Consider the following 20,376-nt stretch of genomic DNA (forward strand, 5'->3'; position numbering starts at 1 on the left):
CTTATTTATTTTTATGAATCACAGCGCATATGGTTCTGTCTTTACCGTTAATATCTTTCAGCACTTCCACTTCCGCACTCTTAAACGCCTTGAGAATCAGGTCTTTGACAACATCTCCCTGTCTCCAGCCGATTTCAAAAACGACAAATACTTTATCCTTCATGACCAGCGGAATGTCTTCCATAAACCGCTTATAAAATTTCAGCCCGTCTCCGCCATCGGTAAGAGCGTGCAGCGGTTCATGAAAACGGACAATCTCTGATAGGTCAGCCATTTCTTCTTCTGAAATATAAGGAGGGTTGGAGACAACAATATCCGTTTTTTTTCCCGCCTTAATAAAAGGCTCAAGCAGATCGCCCTGATAAAAGCGCACATCCGCTCCGAGCTTTTCCGCATTGGCGGAGGCGACTTGCAGCGCCTCTTTCGAAATATCCACAGCAGACACAGAAAAGTTTTGGTTTTCAAGCGCAAGCGTGACGGCTATCGCGCCGCTCCCTGTACCGACGTCAACGACTTCCAGCTTGCCGTCTTCAGAAAAGACACGCCGATATTTGTCAAGCAGATGATAGACAACCTCTTCTGTTTCCGGACGCGGGATCAGCACGTCATCATTCACCATAAATTCCCGTCCGTAAAAAAACTCTTTGCCGATAATGTACTGAACCGGCACGCCTTCTTTATGCATCTCAACATGGCGCTTAAAGCGATACAGCTCATCTTCGCCAATCGGTTCCTGTAAGCTGGCGAGCAGCTTGCTTCTGTCCATTTCGGTATCATAAAGCAAAAGAAGCTCAGCCGCATTTTCTTCTCTTCCCGCTTCGGTTAAATAAGAAGAAGCCCATTTCAGGGCTTCAAATATCGTCTTCATCTTAGCCTTCCGACTGCTGAAGCTTGCTTGCCTGATCTTCAACGATCAGCGCTTCAACCACTTCATCAAGTTTTCCTTCAAGGATCTGGTCAAGCTTTTGAATCGTCAGGCCGATTCTGTGATCCGTCACACGGTTTTGCGGGAAGTTGTATGTGCGGATACGCTCAGAGCGGTCACCTGATCCAACTGCTGATTTCCGTGTTTGATCATATTCAGCTTGGGCTTCCCGCTGAAATTTATCATAGATTCTGGCACGGAGAACCTTCATTGCTTTTTCTTTGTTCTTGATTTGAGATTTTTCATCCTGACATGATACAACAACACCTGTCGGCAAATGTGTCAGACGAACGGCAGACATCGTTGTATTAACGCTTTGTCCGCCCGGTCCGCTTGATGCAAACGTATCGACGCGGATATCCTTCTCATGAATGTCAACCTCTACCTCTTCCGCCTCAGGAAGACATGCTACTGTTGCAGTAGAGGTATGAATACGGCCGCCTGATTCTGTTTCAGGCACACGCTGTACGCGGTGGGCGCCGTTTTCGTATTTGAGTTTCGAGTACGCACCGCTTCCCGTAATCATAAAGATGATCTCTTTGTAGCCGCCCGTTCCGGTTACACTCGCTTCCATGACCTCTGTTTTCCAGCCTTGAAGCTCGGCATAGCGGGAATACATTCTATACAGGTTGCCCGCAAATAAAGCGGCTTCCTCGCCTCCTGCAGCTCCGCGGATTTCCATGATAACGTTTTTGTCGTCATTAGGGTCTTTCGGGATCAGGAGCACCTTGAGACGTTCTGACAGTGTTTCCGTTTCCTTCTGAAGTTCGGAAATCTCTTCCTTCACCATATCGCGCATCTCAGCGTCCAGCTTCTCTTCAAGCATCGCTTTTGCATCAGCCAGCTGTTCTGACGCATCTCTGTATTGTCTATATACGTCAACTGTTTCTTGTATATCAGATTGCTCTTTTGAATATTCTCTTAGCTTTTTCGGATCGTTGACTACTTCTGGATCGCTTAAAAGCTCATTTAATTTTTCGTATCGTTCTTCGATTGACTTTAAACGGTCTAACACGGTCTTCACCTCTGTTTTCCTGTGCGTAACATTCTCATTATAGTATAGTGATGAACCCCAGTCAAAAGCATTTCAATCCCTGCCGGAAATGCCTCCTCTGCTATACTGGGAAGCAAGGAGGGATGAAGTTGCTGAAATCCATACATCATATTGCAATCATATGTTCAGATTATGAAAAGTCGAAAGCTTTTTACGTACATAAGCTTGGTTTTCAGGTGATTCAAGAAACGTACCGTGAAGAGCGCGGCTCCTATAAGCTCGATTTGTCGCTAAACGGCTCGTATATCATTGAGCTGTTCTCGTTTCCCGATCCGCCCCAACGCCTAACCCGGCCTGAAGCGGCAGGCCTGCGCCACCTCGCCTTTACAGTCAGCAGCTTGGATGAGGCGGTTCAGAGGCTTCATGAAGAAGGAATCGAAACAGAGCCGATCAGAACAGATCCGCTGACCGGCAAGCGTTTCACCTTCTTTTTTGACCCTGACCAGCTTCCTTTAGAGCTCTATGAACAATAACGGTTTTTGAAGAAAAAAAGGAGATACACACTTTCTTTGCCGAATCCTTTCTTGTTTTGTCTAACAGGAAGGGAACTGCATTCTACGGTCGAATACCTAGCTAAAAAGGAGGTATGGGATCATGAATACAAATATGGTGGCAAGTGAACTCGGCGTCTCCGCAAAAACGGTACAGCGGTGGGTGAAGCAGCTGAACCTCCCGGCCGAACGCAATGAGCTCGGGCACTACTCGTTTACGGCAGAAGACGTGAAGGTTCTAAAATCTGTTCAAAAACAAATCTCTGAAGGCACAGCGATTCAGGATATTCATGTGCCGCCAAGCGCTAAAAAGCGCACGGGCTTTCTTGTCCAAAAAACAAATGGCAACACAGAGCGAAGAATGGAACAGCTCGAACAGAAACTCGACACCCTTTTACAGCAAAAGCAGGACGAAAACGAACTGCTGGCAAGGATCGGGGAACTGGAACGCCAGCTGAAGCACAAGGCCGATGAAGGTGTATCATATCAGCTGCTTCAGCATCGCAGAGAAATTGATGACATCCTTGCAGACCTGCAATTACTGACCACACAAATGAAAGAATTCACCGCTCAGGCGATTCCCGAGACCGCTGCTGCTTCCGAAAAAACCAAAACAAGAAAAAAACCGCTCATGTCGCTGTTCAAATTTCAAACCTAAAGCAAAAAGCTCCCCGTAAAGGGAGCTTTTTTGATTACGCAGTAAGCGCGATAATAATCGGAAGTGAAATCAATGACAGAATCGCACTGATCACAAACGCTGTTGCAGTTTCTTCTTCTTGTTTCTCGAATCGAGTCGCAATCATGGCTGCTACTGCAGAGCCAGGGAATGCTACAAGAAGGATCGCTTTTGTCATTTGGTCAGCTGGAAGGCCGACTGCAAGAGCAATCAGGAACATTAACGCAGGCTGAACCGCAACTTTTAGTAACGCAATACCGATAGCCGGCATACTGAGTTTAATTTTACGAATACCAACGGTAACACCGACAGCAAAGAGAGCAACACCAGATGTTGTGCTTCCAAGCTGATCAAGCATTTTAACAGCCAGCTCAGGAAGAGTGAAGTTGAAAACCAACACTAAAACCATACTGATTAATGGAGCAGCAGCAAGCGGCTCACAAAGACCATGCAGAATTGATTTCCCTGTCATCTTCCAGAAGCTGTCTCCGTTCTCTTCGTTTTTCTTAGAAGACTCACCGACAGTAGCAATAATGATCGCGAGCGGATCAAGAATCGCGTTTACCACGATACCTGTAACCGCGATCGGAATCGCAACTTCATTCGCTCCGAACAAGCTTCCTAATACCGGAATACCCATAAAAGCAAATGTTGGCTGTGCAGAGTTCAATGAGAAAACAGATGAGTTCGTTAAATCATACTTGAAGATAAATCTGCAAACCAAAAGGATAATGATATAGAAACCAACAATCCCAATAAGTAAAGAAACCATCAATGGAACTTGTGATAAAAATTCACTTCTGGAAGTTGTCAAAATACCAGCAATAAAGTGAGCTGGAAGTGCGTATTTCGTTACTAACGTACTTACCCCTTTTGCCGACTTGGCATCATAACTTCCAAAATGTCCTGCAAACCAACCCAGCACGATAACAAAGAAGATCGGTGCCAGGAGGATTAAGATATCTAAGATGCTCAAAATATTCTCCTCCAAATCCTATGTCCGTATACTTTAGCTTTATACAAAGCTTTCCCTCGGACGAAAAAATTTACTCGCTAATTATTTTGCGATGACTTTTTTGTATTCTGGTGTCCACATTGCATCAAGAACTGCTTGTTTTACATCTTCAGGCTGACGATTTGCTACGCCTTCTTTAATAGCTGCTTCAGCAACGGCAATCGCCACTTTAATAGAAACTTCTTGAAGCTTATCGATGCTTGGAAGCAATCCTGCTCCAGGTGTTTCGAAGTCAACCATTTCAGCAATCGCATCAGCAGTTGCAGCAAACATCGCAGGCGTGATGATACGAGCTTCAGCTACAATTGAACCAAGTCCAAGACCAGGGAACGCGAATGCGTTGTTAGATTGTCCGATTTCATAAGAAACACCATTGTATTCTACATTGTCAAATGGGCTTCCTGTTGCGATAAGCACTTTTCCGTCAGTCCATTTGAACAAATCTTCTGGAACAGCTTCAGCAAGGTGAGTCGGGTTAGACATCGGCATGATAACCGGACGGTCCACGTGAGAAGCCATTTCTTTTACAATTTCCTCTGTGAACGCACCTGAAACTCCTGAAGTACCAATCAAGATTGTTGGTTTCGCTTGGCGAACCACTTCATCGAATGGAATTTGGCCTTTTTCATCGCGTTTCCAGCCTTTTACTTCATCCGCATTGCGAAGGTAAGGTTTTTGGAAATCAAGGATGCCTTCGATTTCTTCAGTCAGCAAGCCTCTGTAATCAATTGTATAGAAGCGTTTGTTAGCTTCTTCTTCAGATAATCCAGCAAGCACCATTGTGTCGCGGATTTGGTCAGCAATACCGATACCGGCAGAACCAGCACCGAAGACAACAACACGCTGATCTTTGATAGAAGCGCCAGTTTTCTTCATCGCTGCAAGCACACCAGCAAGTGTAATCGCGCCTGTACCTTGGATATCATCATTAAATGTAAGAATTTCATGGTTGTATTTTTTCATGATATTGCGTGCATTTTTGTTACCAAGGTCTTCCCAGTGAAGAAGGGCTTTAGGGAAGAATTTCAATGCCGCTTTCACATAAGCGTCAATGAAAGCTTCGTAGCGTTCACCTTGAACACGTTCATGCTTGTTACCAATATATAAAGGATCATTCAGAAGTTTTTCGTTGTTCGTACCGACATCAAGCACAACCGGGATAACACGGCTAGGGTCAATACCAGCTGCAGCAGTGTAAACAGCCAATTTACCGATTGCAATGTTAATACCGCCTACACCCCAGTCACCGATACCGAGAATGCTTTCAGAGTCAGTAGCAACAATAAGATCAATATCTCCTGCTGTCGCATGAAGGTTTTCAAAAGCTTTTTCAATCCCGTCAATGTTGTCGATTGACAAGTAGATACCTTGAGGTCTTCTATATTCATGGCTGTATTCCTGAATCGCTTCACCAACTGTCGGTGTGTACACAACAGGAAGCATTTCGCGTAGATGGTTTTTCAGCAATTTATAGAAAAGAACTTCGTTACGGTTTGCAAGATCACTTAAGTAAACATTTTGACGAAGGCGATCAGGCTGCGCTTGGAATTGCTCGTACGCGCGTTGTGCTTGTTGATCAAGAGAAAGTACAGTTGGCGGCAGAAGTCCTTCTAAGCCAAGCTCTTGTCTTTCTTCTACTGAAAAAGCAACGCCTTTATTTAAGGTTGGAATTGATAAAACTTCTTTTCCTCTAAGAGTTGTTTCTAAGTGGCCTTCTTTTGTTTTTTTTATGTTATTCAAGCAAATCTCCTTCTTTCTTGAAATAGTTAACCAAGTTAAGTAATAACCCTCTAAAAAATGACCGATCATGTTCTTTATACGACTTTGTGACAATTGTTCGAACAATGTCTCAAAACTATTTACATTACGTAAGCTATTGTATTCCTGTCAAAATCAAAATTCAAGAGAAGAAAATTACTTAATTTTTTAATAGACTTAATTAAATTTTTTAATTAAGTATTGTCAGAATATAAAAAAAACACCGGTGTTTCGGCCGGTGTTTTCTATCTATATACCCATGTTTTGGACTATTTTTTGGATTTTCCTGGGACTTCATGATGATGCCTGCATCTTGCTTCATACGATTCGGATGCACCGACCATGATGACCGGATCATCGTAAGAAGCCGGCTTGCCGTCAATCAGGCGCTGTGTTCTGCTCGCCGGTGATCCGCAGACGGAACAGACGGCTTGCAGCTTCGTCACACTCTCCGCAATCGCCATAATATCCGGCACGACGCCAAACGGCTCTCCCCTGAAATCCATATCAAGGCCCGCAGCAATCACGCGATAGCCTTTATCGGCAAGTGATGATAAAACCTCAACAATGTCCTGATCAAAAAACTGCACTTCATCAACCGCAATCACATCGGTACTCTCACTGATGTGATCCCAGATGTCCTCAGCAGAAGAAATGGCATAGCTCGTCATGGATGTTCCATTATGGGAGACAACGGCATCTTCGCTGTAGCGATTATCAATCACAGGCTTAAATACCCTGACTTCCTGCTTGGCGTAAGTTGCTCTCTTTACTCTTCTGATCAGCTCTTCAGATTTCCCTGAGAACATGCTTCCGCAAATCAGCTCAAGCCACCCGCTTTGTTTCATTATGTACATAGGCTCCGCTCCCCTCTCTCTGCCAGCTGTGTTTTAGACAATATAAAAAACAGGCAAGACTGCTTCCTGCCTGTTGAAAAATCTATTATTACTTAAGACCGTATTTTTTGTTAAAGCGATCAACACGACCATCAGCAGAAGCGAATTTTTGACGGCCAGTGTAGAATGGGTGGCATTCAGAGCAAATCTCAACGCGTACCTCTTCTTTTACTGAGCCTGTTTCAAATTCATTTCCGCAAGCGCATTTAACTGTTGCTTTTTTGAAATTAGGATGAATTCCTGCTTTCATTGTATCCATCTCCTTCCGCCCTGAATCCCGTGTGGAAACAGAGTTATTATTCCGGAACGTTGTCCGAAATGCATATGAAAAAATTATATCAGTAATTTACTTCTTTTGCAAATGTAATTTATCGTCTTGCTGATGATAGATTTGCCTGTTTCCATTCTTGATTGAGAATATCAAAAAATTCCTGGTTTGTTTTGGTTTTTTTCATCTTTCTCATGAATTTTTCTGCGAAATCAGGTGAATCAGACATTGTTTTGCGGATCGACCATAAACGATCAAGATGCTCTTTAGGCACAAGCAGTTCTTCCTTACGCGTTCCTGAACGGCGGATATCGATGGCCGGGAAAATACGGCGCTCTGCCAGAGAGCGGTCAAGGTGAAGCTCCATGTTACCCGTTCCCTTGAATTCCTCATAAATCACATCATCCATACGTGATCCTGTATCGACAAGAGCCGTAGCAAGAATCGTTAAGCTGCCGCCCTCTTCGATATTTCTCGCAGCCCCGAAGAAGCGTTTCGGACGGTGGAACGCCGCCGGGTCAATCCCGCCGGAAAGCGTTCTTCCGCTCGGCGGAATTACTAAGTTGTAGGCACGCGCAAGACGTGTGATGCTGTCCATCAGGATGATGACGTCTTTTTTGTGCTCTACAAGACGCATCGCGCGCTCAAGGACAAGCTCGGCCACTTTGATATGGTTTTCCGGCACTTCATCAAACGTTGAGCTGACGACATCCCCAGCTACAGAACGCTCAATATCAGTCACTTCCTCCGGTCTTTCGTCGATCAGAAGCACGATAAGCTCTGCTTCAGGCTGGTTTGCTGTAATACTGTTGGCAATTTCCTTCAGCAGCATCGTTTTTCCTGCTTTCGGCGGTGCAACAATCAATCCGCGCTGTCCAAATCCGACTGGTGCGATCATGTCCATAATTCTTGTAGACAAGAAGTTCGGCTTTGTTTCAAGCACCATTTGACGGTCTGGATAAAGAGGCGTAAGAGCCGGGAAATGCACACGTTCTTTTGCAGATTCAGGATCATCCCCGTTTACTGCTTCAACGTGCAAAAGTCCGTAGTAGCGCTCATTTTCTTTTGGCGGACGAACCTTGCCTGAGACTTTGTCTCCGTTCCGTAAATCGAAACGGCGAATTTGTGAAGCTGAAATATAAATGTCTTCTGAGCTTGGAGAATAGTTGATCGGTCTCAGGAAGCCGAAACCTTCAGATTGGATGATCTCAAGAACGCCTTCCATAAACAGCAGATCTTCCTGTTCTGCATTCGCTTTCAGAATGGCGAAAATGAGCTCTTTTTTTGTCAGTTTGCTGTAATAGGAGATTTTATAATGTCTTGCAAGTTCATAAAGCTCTTTCAATTTCATATTTTCCAAAGAGGAAATTGATACGTCTTTCATAAAAACACCACGCTTTTCATAGTCAATATCTTACTCTGCACATGTAAATCTGCTGCTTTTGCACATCATCCGCCAAAGCACATTCTTTTTTCAACATAAAGGAACTTCTATCGGTAACACTTCCACCCATGATCGGCGCTTTTGTTAAAAGGATTGTCTTAATGAGTTTTGAAGGAAGCGAGGACAAAAACATGAGAAGAACAATACTTATATCGTCTGTATGCGGTAGAAATTGAAATTTTCCTAGTGCTTAAAAGAAGGAATTACGCAGTAAATTTCGCAGCACTCTTTATTTTTACCTTATTTCAAAAAATTATTCAACTGAAATAAGGTTTTGACACGGAATTGATAGAGTTGACGCTTTTCTGCAAAAGAAAAACGGGCTCATACCCGCTTTTTCTGATTGTTATGGACGGATGACAAGGTTCGGCTTCTTTTTGAGGCTGTGTCTGCCGTCAACGAAGCGGACAGTACCTGATTTTGCACGAATCACTAAGCTTTCAGTTGTACCGACAGAACCTTTGAATTGAACGCCTTTTAGCAGCTCGCCGTCAGTTACACCTGTAGCTGCAAAAATCGCGTCTTCACCCTTCACAAGGTCTTCCATACGAAGAACTTTGCTTACATCAACGCCCATGTTATGACAGCGTATGATTTCTTCTTCGCTTTGCGGAAGAAGTTTACCGATAATTTCTCCGCCCAGCGCTTTTAACGCAACAGCGGAAAGCACCCCCTCAGGCGCTCCGCCTGACCCGAACAGAATGTCAACGCCCGTGTGTCGAAAGCCGTGTTGATGGCGCCTGCGACATCGCCATCATTGATCAATTTGATTCTGGCGCCTGCCTCACGAAGCTCAGAAATAATTTTTGCGTGTCTTTCACGGTTTAAGATTGTGGCAACAACGTCCTCAATGTCCTTGTTTTTCGCTTTTGCCACCGCTTTAAGGTTATCAATGACAGGTGCTTCAATGTCAATGCAGCCCACCGCCTCCGGACCGACTGCGATTTTGTCCATATACATGTCAGGAGCGTTAAGAAGCGTGCCATGGTCTGCGACCGCGATCACCGTCAGCGCGTTCCAGCCGCCGCTTGCCAGAATGTTTGTGCCTTCAAGAGGATCAACTGCGACATCGACGCGCGGGCCGTACCCGTTTCCGAGTTTTTCCCCGATATACAGCATCGGCGCTTCGTCCATTTCGCCTTCACCGATCACAACGGTTCCTTTCATCGGAACTGTATCAAAAACGTCTCTCATTGCGCTTGTCGCCGCTTCATCAGCCTCGTCTTTTTTCCCCGGCCCATCCATCTTGCAGATGCCAATGCCGCAGCTTCAGTCACACGTACCAATTCCATAGATAAACTTCTTTCCATTTCAATACGATCTCCTCTCACAAGAAACCATTATGAATTTTGAAGCTGTTCTATTTCTTCGTCAGTCATTCGTTCACGCCAGATTGTCGCTCCAAGCCCCTCAAGCTTCTTCTCAAGGTTGCTGTATCCGCGGTCGATATGCTCCAGACCGGTAATTTCCGTGACGCCGTCAGCCATCAGGCCGGCTACCACCAGACAGGCCCCGGCACGCAGATCGCTCGCCTTCACTTTTGCTCCTTGAAGCTCGACAGGACCTGTGATGATGGCAGATCTGCCTTCTACTTTCATATTGGCACCCATTCGTCTCAGCTCATCAATGTGCTTGAATCTTGCCGAGTAAATGGTGTCTGTGACGACGCTTGTTCCCTTTGCCCTTGTCAGGAGCGCCGTCATCGGCTGCTGCAAATCAGTCGGAAAGCCCGGGTATACAAGAGTTTTGACATCAACCGGCTTTAAATCCTTCTGCCCGCTGACGATAAGAAGCTGGTCGTCGCTCGTTTCGATGTGATAGCCCATTTCTCTCAGCTTTGCGGTTAACGATTCAAGATGAGTGGGAATGACGTTATCGATAATGACTTCCTTGCCCATCGCAGCCCCTGCAATCATAAATGTCCCGGCCTCAATTCTGTCCGGAATGATCGTATGCTTGCAGCCGTGCAGTTCCTTCACACCGTCGATTCGGATCACATTGGTTCCCGCACCTTTGATTTTGGCGCCCATGCTGGTAAGCAAAGTCGCGACATCAATGATCTCTGGCTCCTTGGCAGCATTTTCGATAATCGTTTTCCCTTCTGCCAAAACAGCAGCAAGCATAATGTTAATGGTTGCCCCTACGCTTACGACATCTAAATAAATCCGTGCTCCTCTCAGCCTTTCAGCACGCAAATAAATGGCGCCCTGTTCATTGGTCACTTCAGCCCCGAGCGCTTCAAAGCCTTTGATATGCTGGTCAATCGGCCGGGGCCCTAAGTGACAGCCTCCGGGCAATCCGATGACGGCCTGCTTGAAGCGGCCGAGCATCGCCCCCATTAAATAATACGATGCGCGAAGCTTTTTCACTTTCCCGTTAGGAAGCGGCATGCTGATCATCGACGCGGGGTCAACAACCATTTCCCCATTCTCAAAATGCACGTTGCCGCCGATTTCCTTTAACAGGTCACGCAGCGTTTCGATATCTGAAATCTCTGGAAGCCCTTCAATTGTCACCTCGGAATTTGCCAAAATGGTTGCAGGTATTAATGCCACAGCACTGTTTTTAGCGCCGCTGATATGTACTGTACCGTTTAACGAGTCACCGCCGGCAATATTCAACTTTTCCATGATAGTCTCCTTCCATAAGAAGATAGCTGCGGAGCTAAATAAAATGTCATTTTATTCTGTCTCAGCAAATAAAGCTCATGTCCAAAATCTAGCCAATTCGCAGAGAAAGAATACAATACAATGTAAAATATCAGGAAGAAAATAGCGAAGCTTTGCGGGGTACAGGTTTCGAAAGTTGCACAGAGCCCCGCCGGCTCAAGAGACATCGTCGTCATCTGGCAAAAGCAGTACGCAAACCCTTCATTCCGATATAGCTTCTGCAGCCCAATGATTCCTTCTCTGTAAAGCGGCGTCAGCATCTGCAGGTCCGCTGTGAAAAACAAAAGCCGCGGCAAACAGGCAAAAACTGTATGCCGCCCTTTGCCATTATTTATTCCAGTCTGCCAGGAATTGTTCGATTCCTTTGTCTGTTAACGGGTGTTTCGTGAGCGCATGAATAACTTTCAGCGGCATTGTGCCGATATGAGCCCCTCTTAAAGCAGCTTCTGTCACGTGCTGCGGATGGCGGATTGACGCTGCAATGATTTGTGTATCAAGACCATGAATGTCAAAAATCCGTCTGATATCTGAAATCAGGTCAAGTCCGTTGTGGCCAATGTCATCTAAACGTCCCAAGAAAGGTGATACGTACGTTGCCCCTGCTCTGGCAGCGAGCAGCGCCTGGTTAGCATTAAAAATCAATGTGACGTTTGTTTTGATGCCTAAATCAGTAAGTGCTCTTACCGCTTTTAAACCGTCAGGCGTCATCGGGATTTTCACCGTAATGTTTGGAGCGATTTTCGCCAGTTCTTTTCCTTCCTCGATCATTTCCTCAGCTTTCAAAGAAATAACCTCTGCGCTTACAGATCCTTTCACAACGTCTGTGATCTCGCGAAGGCGGTCGTGGAATGATACGTTAGCTTCTTTTGCTACTAAACTAGGATTCGTCGTTACACCGGCGAGAATTCCTAATTCATTCGCTTCTCTGATTTCATCGATATTAGCTGTATCAACAAAAAATAACATTTACAAAAAGCCTCCTTGAGTAAGAAATTTTCTGAACTGTGAATATGATTGCGCTTTCTAAAGATAGACAGAAAACCGCCTGTCAAGCTGTCAGGCGGTTATATCATTCCAATTGAATTAAGCTTGGTTTGAAGAACCAAATTCACGCATTTTACCGATAACTGTTTCTTTGATTGCTTCGCGAGCTGGTCCAAGGTATTTACGAGGATCGTACTCGTCAGGCTTAGCTGCCAATGTATCGCGAACAGCTTTTGCAGAAGAAATTTGGTTTTCAGTATTCACGTTGATTTTAGCTGTACCAAGTGAGATTGATTTTTTGATGTCATCAGTCGGAATTCCAGTACCGCCGTGAAGAACTAGCGGAAGACCAGTTGACTTTCCGATCTCTTCCATTTCTTTGAAACCAAGGTTTGGTTCGCCTTTGTAAGGGCCGTGAACAGAACCTAATGCAGGTGCAAGGCAGTCAATGCCAGTGCGCTCAACAAGCTCTTGGCACTCTTTAGGATCAGCGTAGATTACGCCTTCAGCGATAACGTCATCCTCTTGTCCGCCTACTGTTCCAAGCTCAGCTTCTACAGATACTCCGTGGAAATGAGCAAGCTCAACAACTTTAGAAGTTGTTGCTACGTTTTCTTCAAATGGATGGTGAGAAGCGTCGATCATAACAGATGTGAAACCTGCATGAATCGCTTTCGCACAAGATTCAAAGCTTGAACCGTGGTCTAAGTGGATCGCAACAGGAACTGTCACTTTGTACTCTTCCATAAGTGCTTTTACCATAGCTACGACTGTTTTGAAGCCGCCCATGTAGCGTCCCGCACCTTCGGAAACACCAAGGATCACTGGAGATTTTTCTTCTTCAGCTGCTTGTAAAATCGCTTGAGTAAACTCAAGGTTGTTTAAGTTGAATTGTCCTACTGCATAACCTTTTTCTTTAGCTGTATTCAACATTTCTGTCATTGAAACTAAAGGCATGTCGAACGTCCTCCTTATGTAGCCTGATTGTCTTCTAGCGAAAAAAGCTCTCCATCCTAGCATGACCCATTAAATGCTGTCATATGTAAATACCAGATCGCTTTTTCTCCATAACTAGAATACCAACTTTTCGACAAATCGGCAACATAATGACATGATTCATTTGTTTCTTCCTTTTGTCAATTAGACTTCAGGGGCAGATATTTTTTGACAGCTTCTCTGATTTCGTCGATATCAAACGGCTTCGCAAAGTGCGTTAAAGCGCCCAGCTCCTTTGATTCCTGGATCATGTCGAGTTCTCCGTATGCCGTCATGATGATCACCCGGATGTTTTCGTCAATGACCTTCATCCGTTTTAGAATTTCGATTCCGTCCATGCCGGGAATTTTCATGTCCAGCAGCACAAGGTCTGGCCGTTCTTTTGTCACGATGTCAAGCGCCTGAAGGCCGTTTGCAGCCTGAAACGTCTGGTAGCCTTCTTTATTGAACACTTCGTTAAGCAAAATACGTATGCCGTATTGATCATCCACGATTAAAATTTTTTCATTCATCATTTTACACCCCAATATTATGATTTTCGTCAAAAGTAAGCAGTAGTGTATGTATTCTGTTTGATTTTCCTATTTCCTTTAATTATAATAGTCTACTTTACGACATTTTCTGAGCATTTTCTCTTTTGTTGTATACTGATATTGTACGTTATAAAGGAGGATTCACTTATGTTGAAAATATTTACGACGCAGTTAACAGGTATTTTTTCCCGCATTCAGGATAAGGAATCTGACGCGATTGAAGATGGGGCGCGGCTGCTTGCTCAAGCGGTGATCAGCGGGCATTCCATTTATTTATACGGAGCAAATGAGCTTCAGGGCGTCTTTTATGAGGCAACCGAAAGCAGAGAGCCATTCCCATCCGTTAAAGCCTTTCCCGAAAGCGCTGAGGAAGTGACAGAAAGCGACAGAGTGCTGATGTTTTGCTCGGGGACAGGCAAAGCCGAGGAGCAGGCGCTCGCGAAAGAGCTCTATGAAAAAGGCGCGGGAGTCGTATGCGTATCGCCAGCTGCCAAAGAGAGTGCTGGAGTTGAACAATATTGTGATGTGCATATTGATTCTAAATTAAAAATGCCGCTTGTTCCCGATGAAGACGGCACCCGTTACGGGTTTCCCTCTTTAATGACAGCACTGTATGTCTACCATGCTTTATCGTTTACATTAAAAGAAATTCTGCAAGAGTATGCATAATATCTTATTGTACATGCTGTATCTTGCCGGAAACAAATAAAAAAGACTTGCCCGCTATTGACAAACGGCAAGTCTTTTTTTATTACTTCTGATTTGCAGCTTCGACAGACGCTCCGATGAAGCCTTTGAATAGAGGCTGAGGTCTTGTCGGTCTTGACTTGAACTCTGGGTGGAACTGAGAAGCCACGAACCAAGGGTGGTCTTTCAGCTCGATGATTTCAACTAGGCGTCCGTCAGGGCTTGTTCCTGAGAATACGAAGCCTTTGTCTTCCATTTGCTGTCTGAATTCGTTGTTGAATTCATAGCGGTGGCGGTGACGCTCGTACACCACTTCATCCTGATATACTTCAAAGGCTTTCGTGCCTTCTTCAAGCTTACAAGGATATAGGCCGAGTCGCAGCGTTCCTCCGAGGTCCTCAACATCCTTCTGCTCAGGAAGAAGGTCAATGATCGGGTATTGAGTTGACGGGTCAATTTCCGCTGAGTGAGCGCCTTTTAAGCCCAATACATGTCGTGCGTATTCAATTGATGCAACCTGCATACCTAAGCAAATGCCCAAGAATGGAATGTTGTTTTCACGCGCGTATTTTGTTGCGACGATCTTGCCTTCAACACCGCGGTCTCCAAATCCGCCCGGCACGATGATGCCGTCCGTTCCGTTTGTCAGCTCTTCGATGTTGCTTTCGGTCACTTCTTCAGCGTTGATCCATTTCACTTTTACATCTGTGTCAAACGCATAGCCCGCATGGCGGAGTGATTCAACGACAGAAATATATGCGTCAGGAAGCTCAACGTATTTACCGACAAGGCCGATTGTGATCGTTTGAGACAGGTTGCTGACTTTGTTCACAAGCTCTTTCCACTCGGACATTTCCGCCTCTTTGCATTCTAACTTCATGTGATCGCAAACCAGTTTATCAAGCCCTTGTTTTTGAAGCTCAAGCGGAATGGAGTATAGGTTGTCCGCATCTTCACACTCGATAACCGCTTTTGTATCGATGTCGCAGAACAGCGCGATTTTATCTTTCATATCTTGAGAAATCGGCATTTCTGTACGAACGACGATGATGTTTGGCTGAATGCCCAAGCTGCGCAATTCTTTTACGCTGTGCTGTGTCGGTTTTGTTTTCAATTCGCCAGCAGCTTTGATGTAAGGTACAAGCGTACAGTGGATGTACATGACGTTTTCACGGCCGATGTCGCTCTTCATTTGGCGGATCGCTTCAAGGAATGGCAGTGATTCGATATCTCCGACAGTACCGCCGATTTCTGTAATGACAACATCTGCGTTTGTTTCTTTCCCCGCGCGGTACACACGGTCTTTCAATTCGTTTGTGATATGCGGAATGACCTGTACGGTTCCGCCAAGGTAGTCTCCGCGTCGTTCTTTTTTAAGAACTGTTGAATAAATTTTACCTGTTGTCACGTTGCTGAATTTATTCAAGTTGATGTCGATAAAACGCTCATAGTGACCAAGGTCCAAATCAGTTTCAGCGCCGTCATCCGTTACAAATACTTCACCGTGCTGATATGGGCTCATTGTTCCCGGGTCAACGTTGATGTATGGATCGAATTTTTGAATCGTCACGTTCATTCCGCGGTTTTTCAGCAAACGTCCTAATGAAGCTGCTACAATACCCTTTCCAAGTGAGGATACAACTCCCCCGGTTACAAAAATATATTTCGTCATTTCGTTTGCTCCTCTCTTCGCTCTTAGCTACATTTTTAAAATGTACTGTTTTATAAAAAATCATTTAGCCTTTTAAATGATTTATAAGAAAAATGAGGGGTGAAAATAAGAAAGCTCCCTTTCAATTTCTTGAAAGGGAGCATAACATACTATGTTCTCTCTTCGTTTTTGAAGAGCCCAAAATACATACTACATAGTTCGACTATGAAAGTCAAGATCGTTTGAAGATGAATTCTTTGACTATTTGATTTCCTCTTCGTCCTCATCATAGTCTTCTTCATCTTCATCATCTTCATCGATAATATCTTCTTCGATTTCAAGACCATCGTCGTCTTCATCAAGATCTTCTTCATCGTCAAAATTGCCGGCGTCAAGATCGAGTTCTTCCTCAACTTCATCTAAATCAATGTCGTCTTCGTCAATTTCTTCAAACTCGTCAAGATCAAGATCTTCCTCGACTGCTTTCTTCGCTTTTTTCTTTTTCGCCTTGACTGTAGGCTGAGTTTCTTCATCAAGCTGATCATACGGATACCAGCTGCGAAGCCCCCACGTCTGGTCAGAAAGCGCCAGGAAGCGGCCGTCAATATTTAAATCGGTATAAAATTGAACGATGCGGTCTCCAAGCGATTCTTTTGTCACGCCAAGCAAAGACGCAATTTCATTTAAAAGCTCCTGAAATGGAACTGGTTTTTTATGTTCTTCAAATAATTCGTGAGCGATTTCAACTAAAGCCATTTCCTTTAGCTCTTCCTGTGAATATTGTTTGATACCCAAGGTCGGACACTCCCTTTCTATTACTTATATGTATCTGTTTTATCAATAATGAAAGCGATTTTGTATCGTTCTTATACAAACCATACCTCTCATTATAAACAAAATAAAACAGAATATGCTACCCTTAACAGCGTTAATTTAAATAATTTTACAAGAGTGATCCGACTGATAGATGTTTTGCGTCAATCCGCGAGCATTCTGGAGATGACAAGTCTTTGAATTTCTTGGGTGCCTTCATAGATTTGCGTGATTTTTGCATCACGCATATACCGTTCAACCGGATAGTCTTTTGTATAGCCGTAGCCGCCGAAGATCTGCACGGCTTCGGTCGTCACCTTCATCGCCGTATCTCCCGCCAGCAGTTTGGACATGGCGGAGGCTTTTCCATATGGAAGGCCTGATAATTCAAGCCACGCCGCCTGATAGGTCAATAGCCTAGAAGCTTCTATCATTGTAGCCATATCCGCGAGTTTAAATGCGATGCCCTGCTGCTTGGCGATTGATTTTCCGAATTGTTTTCTCTCTTTTGCGTATTGAAGCGCGGCATCAAGCGCCCCTTGAGCGATGCCAACGGCTTGAGCGGCAATGCCATTTCTGCCGCCGTCAAGTGTCTTCATCGCGATTTTGAAACCGTCTCCCTCTTCTCCGAGACGGTTTGCTGCGGGCACAACACAATCTTCGAACATGATTTCCGTAGTTGGAGACGAACGGATGCCCAGCTTCTTTTCTTTCTTGCCTGTCAAAAATCCTTCGAAATCCTTTTCTACTATAAAAGCGGAAATCCCTTTTTTCTTTTCCTCGGGATCGGTAACTGCAAAAACAATGTAAATATCCGCGATCCCGCCGTTTGTGATAAACACCTTTGACCCATTCAACACATAGTCATCGCCAATTCGTTCAGCGGTTGTTTTCATGCCGCCGGCGTCAGAACCGGACCCTGCTTCTGTCAAAGCGAAAGCGCCGATTTTCTCTCCGAGGGCCAGCTTTGTTAAATACTCTGTCTTCTGTTCTTCCGTCCCGTAGGCAAACAGCGGCCAGCTGCAAAGAGAGATATGGGCGGAAAGCGTCACACCGGTGGATGCGCACACTTTTGACAGCTCCTCCACCGCGATGACGTAGGCCAGATAGTCACTTCCGATTCCTCCGTATTCTTCAGGCCACGGAATTCCAGTCAGTCCCAGATTCGCCATTTCCCGAAAAAGCTCGCGGTCGAAGCGTTCTTGCTCGTCGCGTTCTGCCGCTGTCGGGCCCACCTCATGTTTGGCAAAGTCCCGTACCAATTTCCGTATCATTTCGTGTTCTTCTGATAATGAGAAATTCATGACTTCTCCTCCATTTTCATATCAGCACCTAAGACGGATTGAGACAGAAGCTCAGCGACGTCATATGTTTTAACCTGGTCTTCGGCTTCCTTCGCCTTTGTGCCGTCTCCAAGCATTGTGAGACAGTACGGACAGCCTGAGCTGATCACTGATGGGCTGACTGCGAGCGCTTGCTCTGTCCTGGCGACGTTAATCCTATTGCCCGTTTCTTCCTCCATCCACATTAATCCCCCGCCGGCGCCGCAGCACATGCCGGTTTCCCGGTTTCTCTCCATCTCAATCAGCTGCACGCCCGGAATGGCTCTCAATATCTCCCTCGGCGGATCATAGACCTCGTTGTACCGTCCCAAATAGCACGAATCATGGAAGGTAATCGTCTCTTGAAGCGGGTGCTGCGGTTTTAATTTCCCGTTCTTCACCAGCTCTGCCAGCACCTCTGTATGGTGATAAACCTCGCCTTCGAAGCCGAAATCTGGATATTCATTTTTAAATAAATTGTATGCATGAGGATCGATGGTAACGATTTTTTTAACATTATTTTTTTCAAATTCAGAAATATTCTTCTCAGCCAGCTCTTGGAATAAAAATTCATTTCCGAGGCGGCGCGGCGTGTCTCCTGAATTTTTTTCTTTATTGCCGAGGATCGCGAAGGACACACCCGCGTGGTTGAGCAGCCTGGCGAAGGAAATCGCGATTTTCTGGCTTCTGTTGTCGTAAGACCCCATGGAACCGACCCAGAAAAGGTACTCAAACTCTTTTCCTTCTTTTTTCATTTCTTTTACAGTCGGAATCTCGGCATCCGGTGCGGCGTCACGCCAATTTTCACGTTCCTTGCGGTTAAGGCCCCACGGATTTCCCTGCCGTTCAATGCTAGTCATGGCGCGCTGTGCGTCACTGTCCATTTTTCCTTCTGTCAGTACAAGGTAGCGGCGGAGGTCAATGATTTTATCGACATGCTCGTTCATCACGGGGCATTGATCCTCACAGTTCCGGCAGGTGGTGCACGCCCAAATTTCTTCCTCTGTGATGACGTCGCCGATCAAGCTTGGGTTGTAATCCAGCGCGGCGGCGGCTTCCCGGGACCCGCTTCCCGCTGACGCTGCCGCCAGCTGATTGCCTCTCGTATGCCGGAACGCTGCCGCCGGCACCCATGGCGAGCGCGAAGTCACGGCGGCGCCTTTTTCCGTCAAATGGTCTCTTAGACGCACTATTAAGTCCATCGGCGACAGCATTTTTCCGGTGCCTGTCGCTGGGCACATATTGGTGCAGCGGCCGCACTCGACACACGCGTACAGATCAAGCAGCTGAGACTGCCTGAAATCTTCAATTTTACCTGCTCCGTAGCTTTCTTTCGTTTCGTCGGTAAAATCGATTTTTTCAAGCTTTCCGGCAGATTCCATTCTATTGAAGAAGACATTGGCAGGACCGGCGATTAAGTGCGCGTGCTTTGATTGAGGCACGTACACTAAAAAGCTTAGCAAAAACAGAAGATGCACCCACCATGCGATATAGAAAATCACCGCCGCACCCGTTTTCCCGACACCGCCTAGCAAAAACGCGATGCCCGATGCAATCGGCTCACTCCAAGAAAGTCCATGCTCATGCCAGATCAGATTCATCCCGTTCCCAAGCAGAACAGTCAGCATTAATCCTCCGATAAAAATGAGAACGAGCCCTGCTTTAAAACCGCGTTTCAGCCTGACAAGCTTTTCGATATAACGTCTGTAGAATGCCCAGCCTACAGCGATTAAAATAAGAAATGTTACAATTTCCTGAAAAAAGGTGAAAGCGGGATAGACGGGTCCAAGCGGCAGATTCCTGTCAGGAGCCAGTCCTTTGATGATAAAGTCTATGGCTCCGAATTGAACCAATATAAATCCGTAGAAAAACATGACGTGAATGATCCCGCTTTTCTTGTCCTTAAGCAGTTTTTTCTGCCCGAATACATTCACCCATATGGCGTGAAGCCGTTCCTTGAACCGTTGATCAAACTCTTCCTTCTGGCCGAGTCTAATGTAGGCCAGTCTCGTTTTGACCAAGTAGACAAACAAATAGACAGCGTAAGCGGTTACAAGAAGAAATAACAATGCATTTGCGATGAGAAAGCCGCTCATTCCAATTCCCCCTTTTTACTGATAAAGACCGCAGTCCCCCTACTCTCGAATCCGTATAAGATTATCTTTATGATAAATAATGAATGAGTGTTCAGTCA

Annotated in this window: 18 protein-coding genes and 2 pseudogenes; 3 read left to right on the forward strand and 17 right to left on the reverse strand. The window is 45.4% G+C overall.

All coding sequences use genetic code 11. The annotated features are described in order from the left end of the window. Position 1: 1 nt before the first annotated feature. Positions 2–868: a peptide chain release factor N(5)-glutamine methyltransferase gene (prmC, locus tag V756_RS0105590; RefSeq protein WP_024713816.1), complete on the reverse strand. Its 867-nt coding sequence runs from the start codon at positions 866–868 to the stop codon at positions 2–4. A gap of 1 nt (position 869) precedes the next feature. Next, positions 870–1,940 (reverse strand): peptide chain release factor 1, encoded by a 1,071-nt coding sequence (prfA, locus tag V756_RS0105595; RefSeq protein WP_024713817.1) that lies wholly within the window; start codon positions 1,938–1,940, stop codon positions 870–872. Between the two features lie 122 nt (positions 1,941–2,062). Between prfA and gloA2 the strand changes: the two genes are divergently transcribed. Next, on the forward strand, positions 2,063–2,452 hold the full coding sequence (gloA2, locus tag V756_RS0105600) for an SMU1112c/YaeR family gloxylase I-like metalloprotein (protein ID WP_081719780.1): 390 nt from the start codon (positions 2,063–2,065) through the stop codon (positions 2,450–2,452). Between the two features lie 121 nt (positions 2,453–2,573). Further along, the gene (gene racA / locus V756_RS0105605) at positions 2,574–3,128 is read left to right on the forward strand and encodes a chromosome-anchoring protein RacA (RefSeq protein WP_024713819.1); all 555 of its coding nucleotides are present in this window, start codon (positions 2,574–2,576) and stop codon (positions 3,126–3,128) included. Between the two features lie 34 nt (positions 3,129–3,162). Here the strand turns inward: racA and V756_RS0105610 are convergent, their stop codons facing one another. The 11 genes and pseudogenes from V756_RS0105610 to spo0F form a co-directional block, all read right to left on the reverse strand. Next, the gene (locus V756_RS0105610; RefSeq protein WP_024713820.1) at positions 3,163–4,122 is read right to left on the reverse strand and encodes an AEC family transporter; all 960 of its coding nucleotides are present in this window, start codon (positions 4,120–4,122) and stop codon (positions 3,163–3,165) included. An 81-nt stretch (positions 4,123–4,203) separates the two neighbouring features. Further along, on the reverse strand, positions 4,204–5,901 hold the full coding sequence (gene malS, locus V756_RS0105615) for an oxaloacetate-decarboxylating malate dehydrogenase (RefSeq protein ID WP_024713821.1): 1,698 nt from the start codon (positions 5,899–5,901) through the stop codon (positions 4,204–4,206). A gap of 287 nt (positions 5,902–6,188) precedes the next feature. Beyond that, positions 6,189–6,776: a thymidine kinase gene (locus V756_RS0105620; protein WP_024713822.1), complete on the reverse strand. Its 588-nt coding sequence runs from the start codon at positions 6,774–6,776 to the stop codon at positions 6,189–6,191. An 88-nt stretch (positions 6,777–6,864) separates the two neighbouring features. Then, positions 6,865–7,065: a 50S ribosomal protein L31 gene (gene rpmE, locus V756_RS0105625; RefSeq protein ID WP_003151132.1), complete on the reverse strand. Its 201-nt coding sequence runs from the start codon at positions 7,063–7,065 to the stop codon at positions 6,865–6,867. A gap of 118 nt (positions 7,066–7,183) precedes the next feature. After that, complete coding sequence (gene rho / locus V756_RS0105630) at positions 7,184–8,467, reverse strand: transcription termination factor Rho (RefSeq protein WP_024713823.1); 1,284 nt, start codon at positions 8,465–8,467, stop codon at positions 7,184–7,186. 30 nt (positions 8,468–8,497) lie between these two features. Next, a pseudogene (locus V756_RS1000000123835) lies at positions 8,498–8,660 on the reverse strand (hypothetical protein). Between the two features lie 213 nt (positions 8,661–8,873). After that, positions 8,874–9,837 (reverse strand): annotated as a pseudogene (gene glpX, locus V756_RS01000000121905) (class II fructose-bisphosphatase). Between the two features lie 30 nt (positions 9,838–9,867). Then, positions 9,868–11,157, reverse strand: a complete 1,290-nt coding sequence (murA, locus tag V756_RS0105640; RefSeq protein ID WP_024713824.1) for a UDP-N-acetylglucosamine 1-carboxyvinyltransferase — start codon at positions 11,155–11,157, stop codon at positions 9,868–9,870. A 366-nt stretch (positions 11,158–11,523) separates the two neighbouring features. Further along, on the reverse strand, positions 11,524–12,162 hold the full coding sequence (fsa, locus tag V756_RS0105650; protein ID WP_024713826.1) for a fructose-6-phosphate aldolase: 639 nt from the start codon (positions 12,160–12,162) through the stop codon (positions 11,524–11,526). Positions 12,163–12,279: 117 nt separating this feature from the next. Continuing rightward, entirely contained in the window at positions 12,280–13,137 is an 858-nt protein-coding gene (locus tag V756_RS0105655) for a class II fructose-bisphosphate aldolase (RefSeq protein WP_024713827.1), read from the reverse strand. A gap of 179 nt (positions 13,138–13,316) precedes the next feature. Then, on the reverse strand, positions 13,317–13,691 hold the full coding sequence (gene spo0F, locus V756_RS0105660) for a sporulation initiation phosphotransferase Spo0F (protein WP_081719782.1): 375 nt from the start codon (positions 13,689–13,691) through the stop codon (positions 13,317–13,319). Between the two features lie 165 nt (positions 13,692–13,856). On the opposite strand from spo0F, the gene V756_RS0105665 reads away from it, so the two are divergent. Further along, on the forward strand, positions 13,857–14,378 hold the full coding sequence (locus tag V756_RS0105665; RefSeq protein WP_024713829.1) for a DUF2529 domain-containing protein: 522 nt from the start codon (positions 13,857–13,859) through the stop codon (positions 14,376–14,378). 82 nt (positions 14,379–14,460) lie between these two features. On the opposite strand, the gene pyrG is transcribed toward V756_RS0105665, so the two are convergent. The 4 genes from pyrG to V756_RS0105685 all read right to left on the reverse strand — a co-directional run bounded on the left by pyrG (position 14,461) and on the right by V756_RS0105685 (position 20,278). Further along, on the reverse strand, positions 14,461–16,068 hold the full coding sequence (gene pyrG / locus V756_RS0105670) for a glutamine hydrolyzing CTP synthase (protein WP_024713830.1): 1,608 nt from the start codon (positions 16,066–16,068) through the stop codon (positions 14,461–14,463). A gap of 240 nt (positions 16,069–16,308) precedes the next feature. After that, positions 16,309–16,842 carry a DNA-directed RNA polymerase subunit delta gene (rpoE, locus tag V756_RS0105675; RefSeq protein ID WP_024713831.1) on the reverse strand — a complete coding sequence of 178 codons (534 nt, stop codon included), beginning with the start codon at positions 16,840–16,842 and terminating at the stop codon, positions 16,309–16,311. A gap of 182 nt (positions 16,843–17,024) precedes the next feature. Then, positions 17,025–18,164 carry an acyl-CoA dehydrogenase AcdA gene (acdA, locus tag V756_RS0105680; protein WP_024713832.1) on the reverse strand — a complete coding sequence of 380 codons (1,140 nt, stop codon included), beginning with the start codon at positions 18,162–18,164 and terminating at the stop codon, positions 17,025–17,027. Then, entirely contained in the window at positions 18,161–20,278 is a 2,118-nt protein-coding gene (locus tag V756_RS0105685) for a heterodisulfide reductase-related iron-sulfur binding cluster (RefSeq protein WP_024713833.1), read from the reverse strand. Before V756_RS0105685 ends, acdA begins: the two co-directional genes overlap by 4 nt. Positions 20,279–20,376: the final 98 nt, after the last annotated feature.

The sequence above is a fragment of the Bacillus tequilensis KCTC 13622 genome, assembly GCF_000507145.1.
GTDB lineage: Bacteria > Bacillota > Bacilli > Bacillales > Bacillaceae > Bacillus > Bacillus tequilensis.

Bases quoted from the DNA above. Each gene is read 5' to 3' on its own strand.
- prmC (WP_024713816.1), bottom strand. From the start codon at position 868: ATGAAGACGATATTTGAAGCCCTGAAATGGGCTTCTTCTTATTTAACC.
- gloA2 (WP_081719780.1), top strand. From the start codon at position 2,063: ATGAAGTTGCTGAAATCCATACATCATATTGCAATCATATGTTCAGAT.
- racA (WP_024713819.1), top strand. From the start codon at position 2,574: ATGAATACAAATATGGTGGCAAGTGAACTCGGCGTCTCCGCAAAAACG.
- V756_RS0105620 (WP_024713822.1), bottom strand. From the start codon at position 6,776: ATGTACATAATGAAACAAAGCGGGTGGCTTGAGCTGATTTGCGGAAGC.
- rpmE (WP_003151132.1), bottom strand. From the start codon at position 7,065: ATGAAAGCAGGAATTCATCCTAATTTCAAAAAAGCAACAGTTAAATGC.
- rho (WP_024713823.1), bottom strand. From the start codon at position 8,467: ATGAAAGACGTATCAATTTCCTCTTTGGAAAATATGAAATTGAAAGAG.
- murA (WP_024713824.1), bottom strand. From the start codon at position 11,157: ATGGAAAAGTTGAATATTGCCGGCGGTGACTCGTTAAACGGTACAGTA.
- fsa (WP_024713826.1), bottom strand. From the start codon at position 12,162: ATGTTATTTTTTGTTGATACAGCTAATATCGATGAAATCAGAGAAGCG.
- V756_RS0105655 (WP_024713827.1), bottom strand. From the start codon at position 13,137: ATGCCTTTAGTTTCAATGACAGAAATGTTGAATACAGCTAAAGAAAAA.
- spo0F (WP_081719782.1), bottom strand. From the start codon at position 13,691: ATGATGAATGAAAAAATTTTAATCGTGGATGATCAATACGGCATACGT.
- V756_RS0105665 (WP_024713829.1), top strand. From the start codon at position 13,857: ATGTTGAAAATATTTACGACGCAGTTAACAGGTATTTTTTCCCGCATT.
- pyrG (WP_024713830.1), bottom strand. From the start codon at position 16,068: ATGACGAAATATATTTTTGTAACCGGGGGAGTTGTATCCTCACTTGGA.
- acdA (WP_024713832.1), bottom strand. From the start codon at position 18,164: ATGAATTTCTCATTATCAGAAGAACACGAAATGATACGGAAATTGGTA.
- V756_RS0105685 (WP_024713833.1), bottom strand. From the start codon at position 20,278: ATGAGCGGCTTTCTCATCGCAAATGCATTGTTATTTCTTCTTGTAACC.